The 20,815-nt window shown below is 37.2% G+C and carries 15 protein-coding genes and 2 pseudogenes; 15 read left to right on the plus strand and 2 right to left on the minus strand.

Annotated elements, in window-relative coordinates; all coding sequences use genetic code 11:
* Positions 1-121 precede the first annotated feature (121 nt).
* The 3 genes and pseudogenes from nheC to DJ93_RS21665 all read left to right on the plus strand — a co-directional run bounded on the left by nheC (position 122) and on the right by DJ93_RS21665 (position 3,921).
* Entirely contained in the window at positions 122-1,207 is a 1,086-nt protein-coding gene (gene nheC, locus DJ93_RS21650; protein WP_042983154.1) for a non-hemolytic enterotoxin subunit C, read from the plus strand.
* A gap of 125 nt (positions 1,208-1,332) precedes the next feature.
* Positions 1,333-2,702: pseudogene (locus DJ93_RS31050) on the plus strand (IS1182 family transposase); the annotation flags it as partial.
* A 271-nt stretch (positions 2,703-2,973) separates the two neighbouring features.
* On the plus strand, positions 2,974-3,921 hold the full coding sequence (locus DJ93_RS21665; protein ID WP_042983157.1) for a sugar-binding transcriptional regulator: 948 nt from the start codon (positions 2,974-2,976) through the stop codon (positions 3,919-3,921).
* Between the two features lie 47 nt (positions 3,922-3,968).
* On the opposite strand, the pseudogene DJ93_RS21670 reads toward DJ93_RS21665, so the two are convergent.
* Positions 3,969-4,335, minus strand: a pseudogene (locus DJ93_RS21670) (hypothetical protein).
* A gap of 164 nt (positions 4,336-4,499) precedes the next feature.
* On the opposite strand from DJ93_RS21670, the gene deoC reads away from it, so the two are divergent.
* From deoC to DJ93_RS21690, 4 genes are all read left to right on the plus strand, one after another.
* Positions 4,500-5,171, plus strand: a complete 672-nt coding sequence (gene deoC / locus DJ93_RS21675; protein ID WP_042983158.1) for a deoxyribose-phosphate aldolase — start codon at positions 4,500-4,502, stop codon at positions 5,169-5,171.
* Between the two features lie 115 nt (positions 5,172-5,286).
* On the plus strand, positions 5,287-6,468 hold the full coding sequence (locus DJ93_RS21680; protein ID WP_042983160.1) for a NupC/NupG family nucleoside CNT transporter: 1,182 nt from the start codon (positions 5,287-5,289) through the stop codon (positions 6,466-6,468).
* Positions 6,469-6,504: 36 nt separating this feature from the next.
* Entirely contained in the window at positions 6,505-7,806 is a 1,302-nt protein-coding gene (locus DJ93_RS21685; RefSeq protein ID WP_042983161.1) for a pyrimidine-nucleoside phosphorylase, read from the plus strand.
* A gap of 39 nt (positions 7,807-7,845) precedes the next feature.
* Positions 7,846-8,241 (plus strand): cytidine deaminase, encoded by a 396-nt coding sequence (locus DJ93_RS21690; protein ID WP_042983162.1) that lies wholly within the window; start codon positions 7,846-7,848, stop codon positions 8,239-8,241.
* Positions 8,242-8,676: 435 nt separating this feature from the next.
* Here DJ93_RS21690 and DJ93_RS21695 read toward each other — a convergent pair whose 3' ends face one another.
* Positions 8,677-10,629: a hypothetical protein gene (locus DJ93_RS21695; RefSeq protein ID WP_042983163.1), complete on the minus strand. Its 1,953-nt coding sequence runs from the start codon at positions 10,627-10,629 to the stop codon at positions 8,677-8,679.
* Between the two features lie 1,063 nt (positions 10,630-11,692).
* On the opposite strand from DJ93_RS21695, the gene DJ93_RS21700 reads away from it, so the two are divergent.
* From DJ93_RS21700 to DJ93_RS21735, 8 genes are all read left to right on the plus strand, one after another.
* Positions 11,693-13,252 (plus strand): spore germination protein, encoded by a 1,560-nt coding sequence (locus tag DJ93_RS21700; RefSeq protein WP_374937175.1) that lies wholly within the window; start codon positions 11,693-11,695, stop codon positions 13,250-13,252.
* Between the two features lie 2 nt (positions 13,253-13,254).
* Entirely contained in the window at positions 13,255-14,370 is a 1,116-nt protein-coding gene (locus tag DJ93_RS21705) for a GerAB/ArcD/ProY family transporter (RefSeq protein WP_042983164.1), read from the plus strand.
* Entirely contained in the window at positions 14,367-15,563 is a 1,197-nt protein-coding gene (locus tag DJ93_RS21710; protein ID WP_052109602.1) for a Ger(x)C family spore germination protein, read from the plus strand. Before DJ93_RS21705 ends, DJ93_RS21710 begins: the two co-directional genes overlap by 4 nt.
* On the plus strand, positions 15,560-15,787 hold the full coding sequence (locus DJ93_RS21715) for a hypothetical protein (protein WP_042983165.1): 228 nt from the start codon (positions 15,560-15,562) through the stop codon (positions 15,785-15,787). The genes DJ93_RS21710 and DJ93_RS21715 overlap by 4 nt, the downstream gene beginning before the upstream one ends.
* Before the next feature lie 442 nt (positions 15,788-16,229).
* Complete coding sequence (locus DJ93_RS21720) at positions 16,230-18,581, plus strand: xanthine dehydrogenase family protein molybdopterin-binding subunit (RefSeq protein ID WP_042983167.1); 2,352 nt, start codon at positions 16,230-16,232, stop codon at positions 18,579-18,581.
* Complete coding sequence (locus DJ93_RS21725) at positions 18,568-19,407, plus strand: FAD binding domain-containing protein (RefSeq protein WP_042983168.1); 840 nt, start codon at positions 18,568-18,570, stop codon at positions 19,405-19,407. Before DJ93_RS21720 ends, DJ93_RS21725 begins: the two co-directional genes overlap by 14 nt.
* Entirely contained in the window at positions 19,407-19,877 is a 471-nt protein-coding gene (locus tag DJ93_RS21730; RefSeq protein WP_042983169.1) for a (2Fe-2S)-binding protein, read from the plus strand. The genes DJ93_RS21725 and DJ93_RS21730 overlap by 1 nt, the downstream gene beginning before the upstream one ends.
* Positions 19,874-20,815 carry an XdhC family protein gene (locus DJ93_RS21735; RefSeq protein WP_042983170.1) on the plus strand — a complete coding sequence of 314 codons (942 nt, stop codon included), beginning with the start codon at positions 19,874-19,876 and terminating at the stop codon, positions 20,813-20,815. Before DJ93_RS21730 ends, DJ93_RS21735 begins: the two co-directional genes overlap by 4 nt.

A 20,815-nucleotide genomic window follows, 5' to 3' on the forward strand; every position in this document is an offset into this window, starting at 1 on the left:
CTGAATTGTTGTAGCGTTACGTATAGATTATTTATTCCTAATAAAGCTTTCCTGATCAATAGAGGTCGGGAGAGCTTTACCTCTTATGTTTCATATCCTCATAAAAGAATAGGTGAGAAGTATGCATAAAAATTTCTATAAAAAATGTCTTTTATCTATCATGATTGCTGGAGTGGCAACAAGCAATGTATTTCCTTTGCATCCTCTCGCGGCCGAACAAAAGGGACAGGCGCAGTCGCTACAAGAAAGCTCGAAAAATTATTCTCTTGGTCCAGCAGGATTTCAAGATGTAATGGCGCAAACAACTTCTAGCATATTTGCGATGGATTCATATGCAAAGTTAATTCGTGATCAGCAAGAGACAGATTTGAATCGAATTAGCTCAATAAATGGTGATTTGAGAGTAAATATGATTCAGCATCAAAAAGATGCGAAGATGAATGCGCAGTATTGGCTAAATCAAATGAAACCTCAAATTATGAAGACAGATCAAAATATTGTTGATTTTAATAATACGTTTCAGGCATTCTATAATCGTTTATTAGCAGCGATTGATCAAAAAGATAGCGGGAAGTTAAAAGTAGATTTAGAAAAGTTGTATGCGGACATTGTAAAGAATCAAAATGAGGTAGACGTATTATTAGGGAATTTAAAAACGTTTCGGGATAGGATGGCAAAAGATACAAATAGTTTTAAGGAAGACTCGAGTCAATTAACATCAATTTTAGCAAGTACAAATGCTGGTATTCCAGTCTTAGAGCAACAAATCAATACATATAACGACTCCATAAAAAAGAGTAATGATATGGTGATTGCTGGTGGTGTACTTTGTGTAGCTTTAATCACATGTCTTGCTGGTGGTCCGATGATTGCTGTTGCGAAGAAAGATATTGCAAATGCAGAAAGAGAAATTGCAAACTTGAAAGCTAGAATTTCTGGGGCGCAGGCAGAAGTAGCAATTTTGACCGATGTTAAAAATAAAACAACGAATATGACAGAGACGATTGATGCAGCAATTACGGCATTACAAAACATATCGAACCAATGGTATACGGTAGGAGCGAAGTATAATAATTTATTGCAAAATGTAAAAGGAATTAGTCCTGAAGAATTTACGTTTATAAAAGAAGATTTGAATACAGCGCGAGATAGCTGGAAAGATGTAAAAAATTACACAGAGAAGTTACATGAAGGTGTAACAAAATAAAAAACAGTGGACTATCCACTGTTTTTTCAGGCTGTGGAGAAAGTCTTCTCCACAGCCTTGTTTTGTGTCTGAACCTCTTTTTATGTGTCAACACTGATAAAAAAGAGGAAAAGGAGAGGTTTTTTATGATGGGTGCATTAAAAAATCATCGTGATGAACGTGTATCAGTTTCTGTAGAAGAATTAGTTCCACAAGACCATTTTCTTCGTGCGATTGAAGCTACAATCAGCTTTGATTTTATTGAAGAGAAGTTACGCCCCTATTACTGTGAAAATAATGGACGTCCTTCTATTCATCCAATCGTTTTATTTAAGATGATGTTTATTGGATATTTTTACGGTATTCGCTCAGAACGTCAACTAGAAAAAGAGATTAAAACCAATATTGCTTACCGTTGGTTTTTAGGATTTTCCCTATCAGATCCAATTCCAAATCATTCTACCATCAGCTGGAATCGCCGTACGCGCTTTATTCATACAAATATATTTGAAGAAATCTTTGATGAAATTGTACGTCAAGCGACGGAACACCGTATGGTGGGAGGACGTGCCTTGATGACAGATTCTACGCACATTAAAGCGAATGCCAATAAAAATAAATTTGTACATAAATTTAAAAAAGAAAAGCCAAAGTTTTATATAGAGGAACTAGAGGCTGCGGTTATGGAAGATCGTGAAGCTCATGAAAAAAAGAATTAAAACCTAGAAAGGAAAGTGATACCCCTACTAAAAAAATTCGTATAAGTACAACTGATCCAGATAGTGGCTTTTTAATGAGGGATGGAAAACCGAACGGTTTTCATTTCTTAGATCATTGTACGACTGATGCGAAGTACAATGTGATTACAGATACCTATATAACGGCTGGAAATGTAGCGGATTCCGAGCCGTATTTAGCACGCCTCCAAGCTCAAATTGATAAATTTGGATTCGAAGTTGAAGCTGTAGCACTTGATGCCGGTTATTTTACAGGTTATATCTGTAAGAAATTATCAGAACAGAATATATTTATGGTGATGGGGTATCGCCGATTTGGAAAACGGAATAAAGAAGTACCAAAAAGTCAATTTAAATATGAAGAAGAAACAGACGTATTTGCCTGTCCAATGGGATGTATTTTAGAATATGCGACAACGGATCGAGAAGGATACCGTCAATATAAATCTAATCCAACAGATTGTGCCGTTTGTCCATTGCGTGATAAATGTTTCTCAGAGAAACAAAAACAAAAAGTCATTACGCATCATATTTGGGAAGAATATAAAGATATCGCAAGAAAAAACAAATTAACAAGTACGGGTAAAAAGCTATATAAAGTACGCTGTTCTACAATTGAGCGGAGTTTTGCGGATGCCAAAGAACTACATGGTTATCGGTATGCCCGGTTTCGAGGGGTGAAGTATGTCCAAATGCAGGCCTATCTCACTGCAGCCTGCCAAAACATGAAAAAAATAGCCCTTCACCTGACCAAAAAGGGTCAGGTGAAGGGCTATTTTTTGTGTTTTTATCATGTATTACTATTTTGTACGAATTTCAGAATTCATACATTCCAGAGTGTAGGAAACCCTAAAGGGTTTCCAAACACTCTGAAAAAACAGTGGACTATCCACTGTTTTTTGTTTTTATTGTAAGGATAAATAGCGAAGAGGGAAGAAATAAGTGTAAGCAACGTTTTCTATTCGCTTAGATAGTCGAAATTTCTAGCATAAAGCTGTATAATGCTTGTAATGAAAGGGAAATGCAGGAAAGGATATGTAATAAATTACTATGGATAAAGATAAACAACAATTAAGCGTTGAAGTTGCAAGATTATATTATCAATCTGATTATAGTCAACAAGAGATTGCAAATAAGTTGAATATTTCAAGACCAACAATTTCAAGGTTGTTAAAGTATGCGAAAGAAAAAGGATTTGTTCAAATTAGTATAGCTGATCCATTTGCTGATTTAGATAATGTCGGAAACCTATTGAAAGAAAAATATAATTTATTAGAAGCACACGTTGTATTTGCTCCTGTACCAGAGTATGCGACAATTACGGAATATATTAGTAAATACGCTGCTGAGTATATGGAAAAGACGGTGAAAAATGGTGACATCGTTGGAGTGAGCTGGGGAACGACAATGTATGAAATTGCTAGGAAAATTATACCTCAGCACGTAAAAGGAGTAGAAGTTGTCCAGTTGAAAGGCGGTATTAGTCATTCAAGTGTAAATACGTATGCGAATGAGACAATCGCTTTATTTGCAGACGCATTCCAAACGACACCGAGGAATTTACCACTTCCAGTTATATTTGATAATGCAGTGACGAAAGAATTAGTGGAACAAGATAGACATATTCATCACATTATTGAAATGGGAAAACAAGCAAACATTGCTATTTTCACTGTCGGAACGGTGCGTGATGAAGCACTATTATTCCGATTAGGGTATTTGGATAAGGATGAAACGAGCCTACTGAAAAAACAAGCGGTCGGTGACATTTGTTCACGTTTCTTTGATGGGGACGGCAATATTAGTAGTGAAGAAATTAATCAGCGTACTATTGGAATTGATTTAGAAGAACTACGATTAAAGAAACGTTCTGTCCTCGTTGCAGGGGGATCTAGAAAAGTGAAAGCAATAGATGGGGCATTAAGCGGTGGATATGCAAATGTGTTAATTATAGATCAGCATACTGCGAAGGAATTGTTACATTATCAAAAAGGTTAGAAATAGAAGGCTCTCTCAAAATAATACTTTTGGGAGAGCCTTCTATTTTAGTATGAGTAAATCAAGGAATAGTACCTTGTTAAAGTACTTATAAGAAAAACTCTTCGATTGATCTCCTTTTTCAAAGGTTTGGGAGTTAGCGATTATATCTCTATTAACAAAAGTCCAACCATCTTCCTCCATCATATTGATAAATGGTTCCATTTCCCCGCGTTTCACTAAGGAAGGGTATTCATTATTTATCGGTTCTACTGCCATCATTTCTTTATCTTGAATAACCATTTTTGAAATAGCTATAGCAAATGGTATTGGGTTCCCTTCTTGGAAAATTACGTTCCTTTTTTGAAAGACAAATATAGATAGTGCGATGCATAATATTAGTAATGCTAGCAAAAAAGGTTTCGATTTTAGCAAATGACTCACATCCTTTGTTTTCCATTTTATATTACAAATTAAGATTCGATTTTCTGGAGGTAATTTCCTTTTTGAAAATAATGAACAAAATTTCAAAAGTATGTTTACATTTGTTCAACTAAGAGTTAAAATGAAGTTGTTAAAAGATATGAGGAGTGAAGAAAATGAACATTGCAAAGTTAATTGATCATACAGTTTTAAAACCAGATACGAAAAAAGAAGATGTTATGAAAGTTTTAGAAGAAGCAAAGAAATACAATTTCGCTTCTGTTTGTATTAATCCTACATGGGTGAAATTAGCTGCTGAAGAATTAGCAGGACATGATGTAGATGTTTGTACAGTTATCGGCTTCCCATTAGGTGCGAGTACAACTGAAACAAAAGTATTCGAAACAAAAGATGTAATTGCAAAAGGTGCAACTGAAGTTGATATGGTAATCAACGTTGGTGCTTTAAAAGATGGCGATAATGAATTCGTTGAGAAAGATATTTACGAAGTTGTACAAGCTGCAAAAGGAAAAGCGCTTGTAAAAGTTATTATTGAAACTTGTCTATTAACAGACGAAGAAAAAGTACGCGCTTGCGAATTATCAGTAAAAGCTGGTGCTGATTTCGTAAAAACTTCAACTGGATTCTCAACTGGCGGAGCAACTGCGGAAGATATCGCATTAATGCGTAAAACAGTTGGACCAGATGTTGGCGTGAAAGCATCAGGCGGAGTTCGTACACGTGAAGATGCAGAGAAAATGGTAGCGGCTGGAGCTTCTCGAATTGGAGCAAGCGCTAGTGTTGCAATCGTTTTAAATGACGCAAAAGGTGCAACAGATAATTATTAATCAATAAAAGCAGTGAGAGAAGCAATAGGTACACAAATTGTTAAGGCATTAGTGTATCTATTGCTTTAACAATTCAAAATAATGTAAGCGGATACGAATGGGGAGAGAGAATTTCATGAAATACTTAATAGGTATTATAGGCCTCGTATTAATTTTAGGTATCGCTTGGCTTGCTAGTAATAATAGAAGCAAAGTTAAATATCGTCCAATTATAACGATGATTGTACTCCAATTTATACTCGGCTTCTTATTATTAAATACGAGTATTGGGAATATATTAATTAGCGGAATTGCCGATGGCTTTGGGGAATTGTTAAAGTACGCTGCTGACGGTGTGAATTTCGTATTTGGTGGTTTAGTGAATCAAAAAGAGTTTTCATTCTTTTTAGGAGTATTAATGCCAATCGTTTTTATATCAGCTTTAATCGGTATTTTGCAACATATTAAAGTATTACCTATTATTGTGAAATTTATCGGTTTAGCATTAAGTAAAGTAAACGGAATGGGAAAACTTGAATCGTATAATGCGGTTGCTTCCGCTATTTTAGGACAATCAGAAGTATTTATTTCGGTTAAGAAGCAACTAGGCTTATTATCAGAAAGAAGATTATACACATTATGTGCATCTGCAATGTCAACGGTTTCTATGTCAATAGTTGGATCGTACATGGTCTTATTAAAACCACAATATGTTGTAACAGCTTTAGTGCTTAACTTATTTGGTGGTTTTATTATCGCTTCTATTATTAACCCATATGAGGTTACTGAAGAAGAAGATATGTTAGAAGTACAAGAGGAAGAGAAAAAGAGCTTTTTTGAAGTATTAGGGGAATATATTATAGATGGTTTCAAAGTTGCGATTACGGTAGCAGCGATGTTAATTGGATTTGTTGCTCTTATCGCATTCATTAACGCAGTATTCAAAGGTGTAATTGGTATTTCATTCCAAGAAATTCTCGGTTATGCATTTGCACCATTTGCATTTATTATGGGTGTTCCTTGGCATGAAGCAGTTAATGCCGGTAATATTATGGCGACAAAACTTGTATCGAATGAATTTGTAGCGATGACAGATTTAGCACAAGGAAACTTTAATTTCTCAGCAAGAACGACAGCAATTATATCTGTGTTCTTAGTTTCATTTGCAAACTTCTCTTCAATTGGAATTATTGCAGGAGCTGTTAAGAGTTTAAATGAAAAACAAGGGAATGTAGTAGCACGATTTGGCTTGAAATTACTTTTCGGTGCAACGTTAGTAAGTTTCTTATCTGCGACTATTGTTGGCTTATTATATTAAAAGTTTCATAGACTATAAAAAGGACTGGTGATTAAGATGAGAATGGTAGATATTATTGCAAAAAAACGTGATGGTAAAGAGTTAACGACAGAAGAAATTGAGTTCTTTATTAAAGGATATACAGATGGAACAATTCCTGATTATCAAGTAAGTGCATTAGCAATGGCAATCTTCTTTAAGGATATGTCTGATCGTGAACGCGCAGACTTAACGATGGCTATGGTTGAATCTGGAGAAACAATCGACTTATCTGAAATTGAAGGTATTAAAGTAGATAAACATTCAACTGGTGGTGTTGGTGATACAACGACATTAGTGTTAGGACCGTTAGTAGCAGCTTTAGATGTACCAGTTGCGAAAATGTCTGGTCGTGGTTTAGGTCATACAGGCGGAACAATTGATAAATTAGAAGCAGTAGAAGGGTTCCATGTTGAAATTACGAAAGAACAATTTATTGATATTGTAAACCGTGATAAAGTAGCTGTTATTGGACAAACAGGAAATTTAACACCTGCTGATAAAAAAATTTATGCATTACGTGATGTAACGGGAACAGTAAACTCAATCCCGTTAATCGCAAGCTCAATTATGAGTAAAAAAATTGCAGCTGGTGCTGATGCAATTGTACTGGATGTAAAAACGGGTGCAGGCGCATTTATGAAAACAGAAGAAGATGCAAAAGAATTAGCACATGCAATGGTACGCATCGGAAATAACGTTGGACGTCAAACGATGGCTGTTATTTCAGATATGTCACAGCCTCTTGGATTCGCAATCGGTAACGCTCTTGAAGTGAAAGAAGCAATCGACACATTAAAAGGCGAAGGACCAGAAGATTTAACGGAACTAGTACTTGTGCTAGGTAGCCAAATGGTTGTACTTGCGAAAAAAGCAAATACATTAGAAGAAGCACGTGAAAAGCTAATAGAAGTTATGAAAAATGGAAAAGCAGTTGAGAAATTCAAAGAGTTTTTAAGCAACCAAGGTGGAGATAGCTCAATTGTAGACGAGCCAGAAAAATTACCACAAGCGAAATATGTAATTGATGTACCAGCTAAAACTTCGGGTGTTATTTCTAATATTGTCGCAGATGAAATTGGTATCGCTGCTATGCTTTTAGGCGCTGGCCGTGCAACGAAAGAAGATGAAATTGATTTAGCTGTCGGTTTAATGTTACGTAAAAAAGTTGGTGATTCTGTAAAAGAAGGCGAATCATTCGTGACGATTTATGCAAATCGTGAAAATGTAGAAGATGTAAAAGCGAAAATTTATGAAAACATTTCTATTTCAGAAACAGCGGAAGCTCCTAAATTAATTCATACAATTATTACTGATTAATAGTGAGTAGAATTACATTTACTTTGAGGAGGAACTAATATGGATAAAAAAAGATATATTGAAGAAGCAACGAAGATGTTATCAAAAGCTTATATTCCGTATTCAAAATTCCCTGTAGGTGCAGCATTAGTGACGAAAGAAGGCAAAATCTATACTGGTTGTAATATAGAAAATGCTTCTTACGGTTTATGTAATTGTGCCGAAAGAACAGCAATCTTTAAAGCAGTGTCAGAAGGGGAACGTGATTTCAGTTATTTAGTCATTACAGGTGAAACCGATGGTCCAATTTCACCATGTGGTGCTTGTAGACAAGTTATTGCTGAATTTTGCGATCCGAAAATGCCTGTATTACTAACAAATGTAAAAGGCGATGAAAAAGAAGTAACGGTTGAACAATTATTGCCGGGTGCCTTCTCGATTGAGGATTTAATTTAGTTTTGAACTACTCCCACTTACATTAATGTAAGTGGGAGATTTCTGTAAGCAACGAACAGTCGTTTAGTTACCCGCATTAACTGGCAGTAACACTCCCGCTTCAAAATTTAGCGAGGGCAAGGAAGTTAGGTGGGAGATGAAGAAAACTTCCACTAATTAAAGTTTCACTTTATCTTTATGTAAGCAGGCTAACCATAAGATTTCTACGGTTAGCCTTTTATCTTGGATTTTCATTGGTAGTTCCTATTATTTAGAAATGCCTCATTTGTTTGGAATTCATGACTTATATATTGGGTTTCTAGGTTAGTATGTAGAAGCAATCTCTTTCCTTTTAGAATTTACAACCACTACATAATCATTTGGAATCTTCAAGCAGTAAGAGGTTATAAAGTATAAAAGTCAGGTAGTTATAGCGACTACCTGACTTTTATACGGTTATTCTAATGTAAGTAAATACCTAATCAAAGCATCTTGTTCTTGGTTGGAAAAACCTGTTGAAGCATCTACCCAATATTCATGTCCGATTCCTTGAACATGAACTTGTTGAAGATTTGCTAATCGATTCGCAGCGATTACTCTTTCCCTTTGTTTCTTATCTACTAATGCCCGTAAACTGTTCACCGGATCAGGATAGACTCCCTTCATTAACGTTCCAGGGAAACCTAATTGTGTATTTGAGTTTGGTCCAACGGCAACTCCTCCATCGTGTAAGTAAGGCGCAGTCCAGTAAAGACCTATTAAGCTTGGAACCTTATATCCTCCTGGTGATTCCCCTTTAGCGAAAGCCAAATCAATTTGTTCAGGATCCAATTGTGTCGTAGGGACTTTTAAGATTTTTGCGTTTTTTGGAACAGGGACAGGTGTATCCGGTGAATAAATGAAAGCTTCCCCCCAGATTTTTTCTGTTTTCTTTAAGGCTTGCGCCCGTGATGGCTCTGTACCAATTTTGGCTGCAGAAATAATCCGATTATTAGTAAAATCTGAACCAGCATGACACGTTATGCATGAAGCTCGTTTGAACACAGATCGTCCTAGCTGCATTGTCTTTGAATCCACCTTAATTTCAGACTTAGGTGGAACAAGAGTGTTTTGCCATGCAGACATTGCATTGTTTTGTTCATTTACCTTATAGCCTGGTGAACTCGCAATAAGCCCGTCAGGAGCTATCAATGTAACCTTCGGAAAAGACGGAGGCTTTATTAATTCGTTCACACCTGGAATGCCTGGAGTTGGATCAACAGCAACAAAAAATTCCGATGGTTTCTTTCCTTGGTTAGGGATATAGCGATATTTAGGATTGGCCGCACTTTGCAAGATAGTTCCCATATATACTTCCTTATCGATTCCAAAAAGTTCACGACTTACTTCGGATTGGCTAAGTGAATCCGAATTTTGAGCATGTACGTTGTTATTAAAAGTACTTAATCCTTTAAAAGGTCCGGCCATGGCATGTCCGCTCCAGCCATAAGGAAAATCTCCTAATGTGAAGGAATCTGGGATTTGCGCTGGATTACTTTTCATATCGATTGTTGAATCAAAGTTCCCTTTTGGCCACTTTAGTACATTTCGATCCACAGCATCTTCCAACATTTTTGGGTTAGGAAGTACAGCTGTTTTGTCATCACTCGTTTTGATCGTGTGGTTGAAATTGTTCATATATTTCTTGAGAGATGATATATCAGTATGAGTAAAGTAGGCTGCTGAATTTTTTGCAAAAGCGATCAAAAGACCTGCATTTAAATCTGAATTAGGTGCGCCTTCAATAATTTGTTTGCTATTTGAATCTACGGTGGCATGACAAGCAAGGCAACTAATCCCAGCTTTCATTTTTCCTTCAGAATACTTAATAGGCATACCCAAGACTTTATTGGTTCCTTTTGCGACATCTAATCCAGTGTCGACTTTTCTACCCTTTTTAAAGGTTTTTCCTCCTATCGTTACAGTATTAGCTAATTCAACCTGTAAATTGGTAGTACCTTTGCCTTCAAGTTCCTTAACTGCTTTTTGAATATTGGGCAGCGTTATAGGTCCATCAAAGGCACCCATAATATCTGTTATAAACCCTTCATTGCCGAATGTTTCTTCATAAAAAGATTTCTTTCCTAGTTGTAACAATGAAGAATCAATTTTAACAGCTCCATTTTGTGGAGATAATAAAGCCTGTCCTTTTTTGGTTTTCATTAACTGTTCGGCTTCTATTTGAGATATAGTTTGTCCCCAAATATCATAAGTTGGTTGATTGTTCTCCCTCTTTTTCTGCAGTGGGGAACTCGAGAGATTGTTTGAACTCGTAGCTTTCACTTGTCTTTCTTTCAATGAAGTAATCATGAGGTTTATACCTACAATGCTGATAATCATGAGAAGAACGGGCCATTTTCTGCGCTTCATTTCTTTTCTCCTTATGTATATTTTTGAACTTGTTAACATTGTTAGTATATTTTTGGGAAGGGGAATATATTCAAAACATCGCTCCTTTATAAAAGAAGACTATCAAGAGACTACTTAATCAAGATTTAAAAGAAAATAAAAAAGGAAGCCTTATAAATCATCCAGTAAGTTTCATTTTATAGACTAATACTGACTTGAATATTTTTTAAGCACCGCTTGAAACACTATGATTTCGTACGTTTATTCTATTCTAACGGGCCGGTCCTGGGCTTCGTCGATGAACAATATGATCGGCCGCTGGCGTTTTTTGAACAAATCACGGAAAGCCCACTTGCGTCGTTCCGGTTGTATTGGTATCTTGAATCTCTTCTCGTTAAAAAAGAAACTCCGATTGTGGTGCTATGCCACTTCGAGAGGGAGAGGAGCAGTAGGGAAATGCTGATTTACAATGTTAAGCGATTTCCCACTAAAAAAGTTGTAGACTTTTAAAATACAGCGTTAGACTCATAAAAAATAGTATTAGACTAGAGGGCTTTTAAATTGAAAGGTAGTAAGTTTAGAAATGAATAGATCAAATATTTGACATTGCTACAAATACAGTAAAAAAATCGCTGGATTTTCTGAACTGATAATATCTCTATTGTGTAGGCACGAAAAAACAGACCGTCTACACAATAGGGATATTTTGTGCGCCGAAAAAGGGTCGAAAATGTATACGGTATCCAAAAGAACGTAAGCTACAGATATTACATATGTACAATTTGGTAAACAACAACTATACTTTTCTGTTATCTATGATGTATTTAATCGTGAAGCTCATTCACCAATTGTTTGGGCTTACGGTATAAACAGTGTTCTGAGAAGAATTCATACATGTTTTTCGAACTAACAATATATTTACATCAGAGCCAAATGAGGTTTATTGATGATATCAACGAGACGGAAAAAAGAATAACAGTCATTAGACATAAAAAAACACGATTAAATATAAGTGAGATTGGTTAGGATAATTTAGTATCTTAAGATTCTTTTTTTATTCTATTTTAAAGGAGAGACGATCATATTGCGAAGAATTCCACGAATAAAATCAAAAAATCGGTCGCTCTTATCTCAAAAAAAGGAGATTCAACAATATTCTCAACCTATCTCTCCGAATTTAGAACAAAATCTTTGTTATTTTCAAATGATTTTTGCCGATTGTTCGGACGTAGTTTTCCGTTCCTTTTTAATTGGAGATCAAATTGATGCTGTTCTGATTTATATTGAGGGCTTATCAGATCTGGAAGAAATCGATAATAATCTACTATCTCCTTTAATGCAGGAGATAACAGAACAAAAAGACATTATAAATCAATTAAAGAAAAGTAAAATTGCAGTAGCCAATGTACAAGAAATGGATACAGTTCATGAAGGGATAGAGACGATTTTGCAAGGAAATCCCCTTCTTTTAATGGAGGGAGAGAAGCAGGCTCTTTCTTTAGGATTGTCCAAATGGGAGAAACGGTCAATTGAAGAACCAGTTGCAGAAGGGGTGATACAAGGGCCAAGAACCGGTTTTGTGGAAACTTTAAGGGTCAATACGTCTCTCTTGCGTAGAAAAATTAAAAGTCCAGATTTGAAATTTAAATCGATGAAAATTGGTCGCTATACGCAAACTGATGTGGCAATTGCTTACATCGAAGGACTTGTAGATCAAACGCTTCTTGAAGAGGTTCAAAGCCGACTGCAACGAATCGACCTGGATGGAATATTGGAAAGTGGATATATCGAAGAATTGATTGAAGACAATTCTTTTTCGCCATTTCCTCAAATCCTCAATACAGAACGACCGGATGTTACGGCTGCAAATCTTCTGGAGGGAAGAGTAGCCGTCATGATAGATGAGACACCTTTTGTTTTGATTTTGCCTGTCACGTTTTTTTCATTGCTTCAGGCTCCAGAGGACTATTATCAACGATTTCTTATAAGTACTTGTATTCGCTGGATGCGCTATGTATTTATTGGGATTTCTCTTCTGGGTCCCTCCGTATATGTGGCCATCATGACGTTTCATCAAGAAATGGTTCCAAACACGCTGTTAATTAGTATTGTCGCATCACGGGAACCGGTTCCTTTCCCGACGATCGTAGAAGCTCTTATTATGGAATTTACATTCGAAGCATTACGTGAGGCAGGAATACGGCTTCCGAAACAGGTTGGGGCTGCTGTTAGTATTGTAGGTGCTTTAGTAGTTGGTGAAGCTGCTGTCCAAGCTGGACTGGTTTCCGAAATCATGGTCATCGTGGTGGCTATCACCGGTATCTCTTCTTTCATGATTCCGCGTTATGTTCAAGGGACAGCATTTAGGATGCTTCGTTTTCCTTTAATGTTCCTTGCTGGAACGCTTGGATTACTTGGAATCATGTTCGGGATAATTATGATTAGTATCCATTTATGTTGCTTACGATCCTTTGGAATTCCCTATTTAAGTCCCATTGCTCCTACAAAAATGCGCGATTTGAAAGACGTGTTATTCCGGGCACCTTGGTGGATGTTCGATACTCATCCTCATTTAACAGAAGATTACGATCCAAACCGGCAGTCTCACAATCAGAAGCCTGATCCTTCAAAAGGAGGTGAATAAGCATGTTAGAGAAAGGGAAGATTTCCGCCATTCAGATGGGGCTCATAGCGTATCCTATGATTTTGGGAACCTCTATTCTGGCTGTTCCTACGATTATGGGAAGGGAGGCGGAACGGGATATGTGGATCTCCCCTATTTTTGCTTCATCCATGGGCTTTCTTTCAGTATATCTTGCCTACCGTCTTAACAAGCTCTATGCTGATGAGACGCTTATTCAATACAGCGAACAGATTCTAGGACGCTTTCTTGGAAAAATCCTTGGATTTTTTTACTTATTTTTTTTGCTGGAGAATATCGGTAACTTCCTACGACAGTATGCGGAGTTCACAGTGGGTGCTTTTCTCCCGCAAACACCGCGTATTGTCATAATTTCCTGTCTTACCCTCCTCTGTGCCTTTGTAGTTTATGGGGGGATAGAAGTATTGGGGAGACTAGCTCAACTTTATATCCCACTACTTATTGTTCCTTTATTCATTATGGTGGTTCTTCTTTTGCGGGACTTCGAGATCCAAAATATGTTTCCCATCATGATGCATGGAATTACGCCTTCTATATCGGGAGCGATGATCCCAGGATTAGCTTGGTTTACGGAGTTCTTCGTCATTTCTTTTTTATTACCTTTCTTAACAGATCGGAAGAAAGGAAAGAAGTGGGGCATGATCTCTGTTTTGGCCGTTACGCTCACAATGGTAGTAATCAATCTGACAGTTCTTTTTTTATTTGGAGGAATGATGACCAGCAGCTACCTTTATCCGGTGTTTGAGGCAGCTCGGTATATCCGTATTGGCGATTTTTTTGAACACCTAGAAGCCTTCATTATGGTGGTTTGGGTGGCGGGGATTTTTCTTAAAATATCGGTTTTCTATTATGCTCTTGTATTAGGGACTGCTCAATGGTTAAAATTGTCTGACTACCGTCCTGTTGTCTTTCCATACGGTTTGCTTATGATCGTGTTCGGTATATGGGCACATCCTAATATACCGGAAATGACTCAGTTTTATAAGTTGGTGAGCCCGTTATATAAACCGCTTTTCCTCATTGTAATTCCATTATGCCTCTTGTTTCTGGCTATGATTCGGAAGAAACATAATAAAAAGAAGGGAGAGCGACAACAGTGAAACGTTATGTCTCTATTAATAGAAAAAAAGCGTTCTTAGTTCTTCTCTTTTTTATATACCTCCTTCTACTCACGGGTTGTTGGGATCGAATAGAAACGAATGAGATGGCAATTGTATTAACAACAGCCATTGATAAAAGTAAAGATCAGACTAAAGTGTCGGTTCAGATTTTGATTCCTCAAGGAGAGAAGAGTGGGCAGCACGGAGCGGGTGGAGAAGATAAATCGACCATAGTGAGAACTGCATTAGGGAAAAGTATTACGGATGCTATGTCAAAAATTCAAGCAAAAACCTCCCGTGAGCTCTTCTGGGGGCAATGTAGAGTTTATATTTTCGGGGAACAGCTCGCGAAAGAGGGGCTTCATGATGAAATAGATTTCCTTGTACGCCACCCAGAACCCCGGAATCGTTCATATTTATTTGTCAGTGAAGGGGAAGCAGCTCATCTTTTAACACTTCAGTCTCCTCTTGAGGGATATATAGGGCAATCCCTGCGGAAACTTGCAGATGAACGGATGAGTGCAGTTATTACTTTAAAAGATTTTCAACAAATGATTACAGGACAGGCAGGTGGAGCTATTCTTCCCTACATTAATACGAAAACTTTGGAACAGATTGAAGAAAAGGAAACACTTGGTCCTATCCTCGAAACATCCATTTTTAAGAGAGACAAAATGATTGGGAAAATTGATCAAAAAATGACAAAAGGGGTTCTTTGGTTAAGAAATGAAATTCAAGAAGCGGTCGTGGCAGTGAAACCTCAAAATGGAAGAGGGACTATAACGATGGAACTCACTCAGGAACTTACTGATATAGTTCCTAAAATTGAAAATAATAAATGGAAAATAGTAGCGAATATTAGAACTGAAGGAAGTATCGTAGAAAACGCTACTGATTTGGATGTTATGAAACCGGAAATAAATAAAATGATTCAAAAAAAATTGGCAAAGGATATTCAACAACGAATCACTCAGACTTTAGAAGAGGTACAGAAAGGAATGAAAGCGGATATTTTTCATTTTGCAGAAGCCTTTGAACGAAAATATCCGGACAAATGGGATAAAGCGAAGGCTCAGTGGAATAAGGTTTTTCCGCAAGTGGAAGTTGATTTTGATATCAAAGCTTATGTGCGGAGGCCAGGAGTAAGCACGAGACCTGCTGGTTTACCTAAACAAAAGGAGGAAAAGAAATGAAGGTCGGGCCAACTGTTGCTATTACGTTCGTAGTGTGTCTTATAATTCTCTATCAGTGGCCCAAAATGAATCATTATCCCAAAAAGGATAAATTCGTTTTTGTTTCTTTGACAGCGATTGGATGGACTCTGGCTATACTGCTCAATCACTTTCCTGATATACCAGGTCCTAACACACTGATTCAGGTTATTTTCGAACCACTTGAAAAGATATTACCAAAATAAAAGGGGAAATATGTATTAATCATCTCAGAGTATATTTAATGTAATTTTACATATATCACTACAAACGACTTAACTGTAAAAAGCCCGATTATCTCTTAGCGCAGGAAATTGGCGTTTTGTGGTACTACTCCATCGCTATCAAGTTAATAAAAAGAAATATCCCCTACCATAAAAAATACGCTATTCTTTCTGTAGAATCATAGGAAAGGATGGCGTTTATTTTATGTTATGGATACAAAACTATCTTAACTGGATGGGGGAGATGTGCTGATCGGTTTGCAGAAATTACTCTTTCCTGGTGTTTCTTATCTACTAATACCTGGAAACTGTTTGCGGGGCAGGATAACCACTTGAAATGGTATTACGCTCCTATATGGAGTTTCGTACTAAATGGATTGGACTGTGAATAGGTTGGTAGAAGAGATAAGGAAGGAGGCGTGGAATGAAACAGGATCACATCATTGGAAAAAGCGTCAAACGAAAAGAAAGTGCTGATAAGGTAACGGGAAGAGCGAAGTATGTGGATGATGAGATAGAGGTCGGCACGTTATATGCAAAAGTGTTAACGAGTGTATATGCTCATGCTTTTATTGAAAGCATTGATATAAGGAAAGCTAAGAAAATCCCTGGTGTTCATGCTGTGGTAACAGGAGCAGATTATCCTATTCTTGTCGGTTCTAGTATTGTAGATCGCCCTATATTAGCCTATGAGAAAGTACGATATTTTGGTGAACCTATTGCACTTGTTGTAGCGGATAGTGAAGCGATTGCTAAACAAGCAGTAACGCAAATACGTGTTACATATAAAAAACTCCCCGTAGTTCAGGCTCCACTACAAGCCTATTTAGAAAGGGATATACTCGTACATGAAAATGTAGAACAATATGAATTGGAAGAAGTAGTATATCCAGAAGCACATACAAACATTGCAAATAGAACGAAAATTCGTAAGGGTGATACTCGGAAAGGGTTTGTAAATAGTGAAGTTGTTGTAGAGGAAACGTTTTCCTTCAGGCAATCTGATCATACCGCAATGGAAACACGATGTGCGAAGGTAGAAATTAAGCCAGATGGAGAAGTTATTGTTCATTCTACTTCGCAAGCTCCTTTTGAAATTAAAAGATTGCTTAGTAAAGCGTTTCAAATTGATGAGGAAAAAATAATTGTGTATGTTCCTTTAGTCGGAGGAGCGTATGGCGGAAAAACAGCGGTACAACTTGAGTATTTAGCTTATCTTGCTTCAAAAGCGGTCAGCGGAAGGCGTGTTATCATTCGAAATAGTAGAGAAGAAGACTTTGTAACATCCCCTGTTCATATTGGATTACAAGCAAAAGTAAAGCTTGGATGTACAAAGAATGGAAAGTTACAAGCTGCAGAGATTTTGTATTTATTTGATGGCGGTGCTTATGCTGATCGAGCGGTGACAATGAGTAAAGCAGCTGGATTAGACTGTACAGGTCCGTATTCTATCCAGAATGTATCGTGTGATTCGCTTTGTATGTACACGAATCATCCATATGCGACATCGTTTCGAGGGTTTGGTCATGCTGAGTATACATTTGTAATTGAAAGAATGATAGATATATTGGCAAATAAAATAGGTATATGCCCGCTTACGTTTCGTATGAAAAATGCAATTGGATTAGGAGATACAACACCAACGCAAGTATCAGTCACCAAAAGTAATACAGGGGATATTCAGGCGTGTCTACAAAAATTAAAGTCGCTTATTAATTGGAAAGAAGGCAATCGAATTGTTTTATCAAATGGCAGAATACAAGCAAAAGGGATTAGTTGTTTTTGGAAAAATTCGACCACACCAAATAACGCCGGAGCTGGTGCGACTTTAACCTTTAATAGTAATGGAAGTGTAAATATTAATTGTGGTGCTGTTGAAATTGGGCAAGGAACGAAAACAACTTTGACACAAATGGTTGCAGAAAAAATGAATATGAGTGTTGAAGATGTATCTATCATGATGGAAGTCAATACACAAGTAACGCCGAAACATTGGAAAACAGCTGCTAGTCGAACGACGCACCTTGTTGGAAATGCAGTTGTAAAAGCGACGGAAGATGTAAGGAATCAGTTACTAGATACAGCTGCTCATTTACTTGGAATACCAGCAGATGAGCTAGCAATCGCGAATAAGACTGTGTACGCGAAAACAAATCCCGATATTTACGTGCCCTTTTCAAAAATTGTTTTTGGATATGTTGATTCGAGCGGAAATGTATTAGGGTCACAAATAATTGGAAGAGGTACTTACGTCTTTGAAGGGATTACAAAGATTGATTATGAAACAGGAAAAGGACAACAAGGACCGGAATGGGGAGTGGGAGCACAAGCGATCGAGATTGAATTTGACCCACAGACGTATACATATAAATTAATTAAAGCAATAACGGTTGCAGATGCAGGAAGGATTTTAAATAGAAAAGGAGCAGAAACACAAATTATAGGGGCTATGAGTATGGGATTAAGTTTTGCGACGAGAGAAACATTTCATTACGACTTGTATGGAAGAATTCTTAATGATCAGTTTCGTTCTTATAAAGTGATGCATTATGGTCAACAGCCCAAATACATTGCTGAATTTGTGGAGGTACCACATGACCAAGCTGCATTCGGTTCAAGAGGACTTGGGGAGCATGGAATTATCGGTATGCCAGCTGCTTTAGCGAATGCTTTATCAATTGCAGCTATTATTTCACTTCGTCAATTACCACTCACTCCTGAATTAATTTGGAAAGTAAAACAAGAGAAGGAGAATGGTGTGTATGATACCATTTGACTTTGAATATTATCGTCCGCGTTCCATTAAAGAAACCATCCGGTTATTTCATCAATTGGATGAAGAGGGGAAAAGCCCCATTTATTATGGAGGTGGTACTGAAATTATTACGATGGGTCGCTTGCAACAAATCATGACGAAAGCGGTGATTGATTTAAAAGACATTCCTGAATGTAATGTTTGTGCATGGAATGACAATAAGCTTATCCTTGGAGTTACATTAACATTAACAGAAGTTCAAGATGCAAAAGTATTTCCTCTTCTTGGAGAGACTGCTGGAAGAGCGGCAGATCACACCGCAAGAAATAAAATTACACTTGGTGGAAACATTGCAGGGAAAATTATATATAGAGAAGCAGTGCTTCCTTTTTTACTAGCTGATAGCACATTTGTTATTGCAGGAAGAGAAGGCATAAAGCATATCCCAGCTCAGCAAGCATTTATTGAGAAATTACAATTGCAAAAAGGTGAGTTTCTTATACAAATTATAACAGACCAAAAATATGTAGGATTGCCGTATTATAGTGTAAAAAAAAGACAATTAGAGAAAATTGATTACCCACTTGTAACAGTTACTGCACTAAAAAGTGATGATAGCATTCGAATCGCATTTAGTGGATTGTGTGCATTTCCATTTCGATCATCCGCAATGGAAGCAGTGTTAAACGATTGGGATATTCCGGTAGAGAAGAGAATTGAACGCGCCCTTTTTCATATTCCTGCGCTTATATTAGATGATATACGAGGCTCACGTGCTTATCGTATTTTTGTTTTGAAACATGTGCTTTACGATGTATTGATAAAGCTTGAAGGGATGAGAGAATAATGGGAAAGGGGCAATTTATTCTTCAGGTGAATGGGGAAGACAGAGAAGTGATTGTCAGAATGGCGGATACGTTATTATATACATTACGGCAACAACTCGATTTGACAGGAGCTAAGCCGGGATGCGAAAACGGCGATTGTGGTGCTTGTACAGTTCTTGTTGATGGAATACCAATCAAATCTTGTATTATGTTAGCCGTGGAAGCGATGGGTAAGCGGATTGTAACCATTGAAGGTTTACGAGAAACGCCTATTCAACAAGCTTTTGAAGACAAATGGGCTTTTCAGTGTGGGTATTGTACGCCTGGGTTTATCATGAATTGTCATGCGCTCGTCACACAAAAAATGGATGTGAACGATGCAATGATTGAAGAATGGTTAAGTTCTAATATTTGCCGGTGCACAAGTTACCAGGAGATTGAAGAGGCTGTGAAATCTGTCTTACAAAAGCATCGAGGGAATCACTTATGACTTCTGTTCATACTGTACTAGAAGTACTACTATCTTGTGAACAACGATGTGCCTTAGCAACGATTATTCATGTGGAAGGTTCCGCATATTGCAAAGAAGGAACAATCATGCTTTTTTGTGAAGATGGGACAAAAGTTGGAATGTTAAGTGCGGGCTGCTTGGAAGAAGAGGTTTCGTTTTATGCGGCAGAAGTGATAGAGAATCAAACGTGGTCTATTCATCAGTTTAATACGAAAGCGGAAGATGATTTATCTTGGGGAATAGGATGCAACGGTATTGTTCATATATTAGTTGAACATATAGATGATGAGTACAAGGCTTTTTTACGAACATTATATGTATGTCTCAAGAACGGCATTTCTGTTCAGATGATAAAAGATCTTTCTTTGTTACAAACTTTATTTATCTGTGAGAACGGTGATACGTTTGGGGATAGTGAGGTTTCGTTTTTATCTCTTTCTTTACATGGTCAATGCTATTATCAACATTTTATGCCAAAGCCACGTCTTTTTATTTTTGGAGCAGGAGAAGACGCAAAACCACTTGTTCGGTTTGCGAAAGAAGTAAACTTTTTCGTGACAGTTTGTGATTGGCGTGAATCATTATGTAATATTTCACATTTCCCGAGTGCAGATACTTGTATGATTGGGTTTCCAAAAGAGATTGTACCGCGACTTCTATTACGAGAAAAAGATTTTGTTGTGATTATGAACCATCATTTTCAGCGCGACCAACAATTGGTTGAGCTTTTATGTGAACAATGTGTTCGCTATATTGGTATTTTAGGTCCACGACATCGCACTGCTCGTCTATTAGAAGGAAAAACAATACCAAAACATCTTCATTCACCAGTGGGACTTACAATTGGAGCAAAAGGTCCAACTGAAATTGCGATTAGTATAATAGCTGAAATCATTCAAGAATTAAGGGGGAAGTAA

Source organism: Bacillus clarus, assembly GCF_000746925.1.
GTDB lineage: Bacteria > Bacillota > Bacilli > Bacillales > Bacillaceae_G > Bacillus_A > Bacillus_A clarus.

What these genes read in the sequence shown, in the direction of transcription:
- nheC (WP_042983154.1), top strand. Translation starts at nt 122, where the DNA reads ATGCATAAAAATTTCTATAAAAAATGTCTTTTATCTATCATGATTGCT.
- DJ93_RS21665 (WP_042983157.1), top strand. Translation starts at nt 2,974, where the DNA reads ATGGATAAAGATAAACAACAATTAAGCGTTGAAGTTGCAAGATTATAT.
- deoC (WP_042983158.1), top strand. Translation starts at nt 4,500, where the DNA reads ATGAACATTGCAAAGTTAATTGATCATACAGTTTTAAAACCAGATACG.
- DJ93_RS21680 (WP_042983160.1), top strand. Translation starts at nt 5,287, where the DNA reads ATGAAATACTTAATAGGTATTATAGGCCTCGTATTAATTTTAGGTATC.
- DJ93_RS21685 (WP_042983161.1), top strand. Translation starts at nt 6,505, where the DNA reads ATGAGAATGGTAGATATTATTGCAAAAAAACGTGATGGTAAAGAGTTA.
- DJ93_RS21690 (WP_042983162.1), top strand. Translation starts at nt 7,846, where the DNA reads ATGGATAAAAAAAGATATATTGAAGAAGCAACGAAGATGTTATCAAAA.
- DJ93_RS21695 (WP_042983163.1), bottom strand. Translation starts at nt 10,629, where the DNA reads ATGAAGCGCAGAAAATGGCCCGTTCTTCTCATGATTATCAGCATTGTA.
- DJ93_RS21705 (WP_042983164.1), top strand. Translation starts at nt 13,255, where the DNA reads ATGTTAGAGAAAGGGAAGATTTCCGCCATTCAGATGGGGCTCATAGCG.
- DJ93_RS21715 (WP_042983165.1), top strand. Translation starts at nt 15,560, where the DNA reads ATGAAGGTCGGGCCAACTGTTGCTATTACGTTCGTAGTGTGTCTTATA.
- DJ93_RS21720 (WP_042983167.1), top strand. Translation starts at nt 16,230, where the DNA reads ATGAAACAGGATCACATCATTGGAAAAAGCGTCAAACGAAAAGAAAGT.
- DJ93_RS21725 (WP_042983168.1), top strand. Translation starts at nt 18,568, where the DNA reads ATGATACCATTTGACTTTGAATATTATCGTCCGCGTTCCATTAAAGAA.
- DJ93_RS21730 (WP_042983169.1), top strand. Translation starts at nt 19,407, where the DNA reads ATGGGAAAGGGGCAATTTATTCTTCAGGTGAATGGGGAAGACAGAGAA.
- DJ93_RS21735 (WP_042983170.1), top strand. Translation starts at nt 19,874, where the DNA reads ATGACTTCTGTTCATACTGTACTAGAAGTACTACTATCTTGTGAACAA.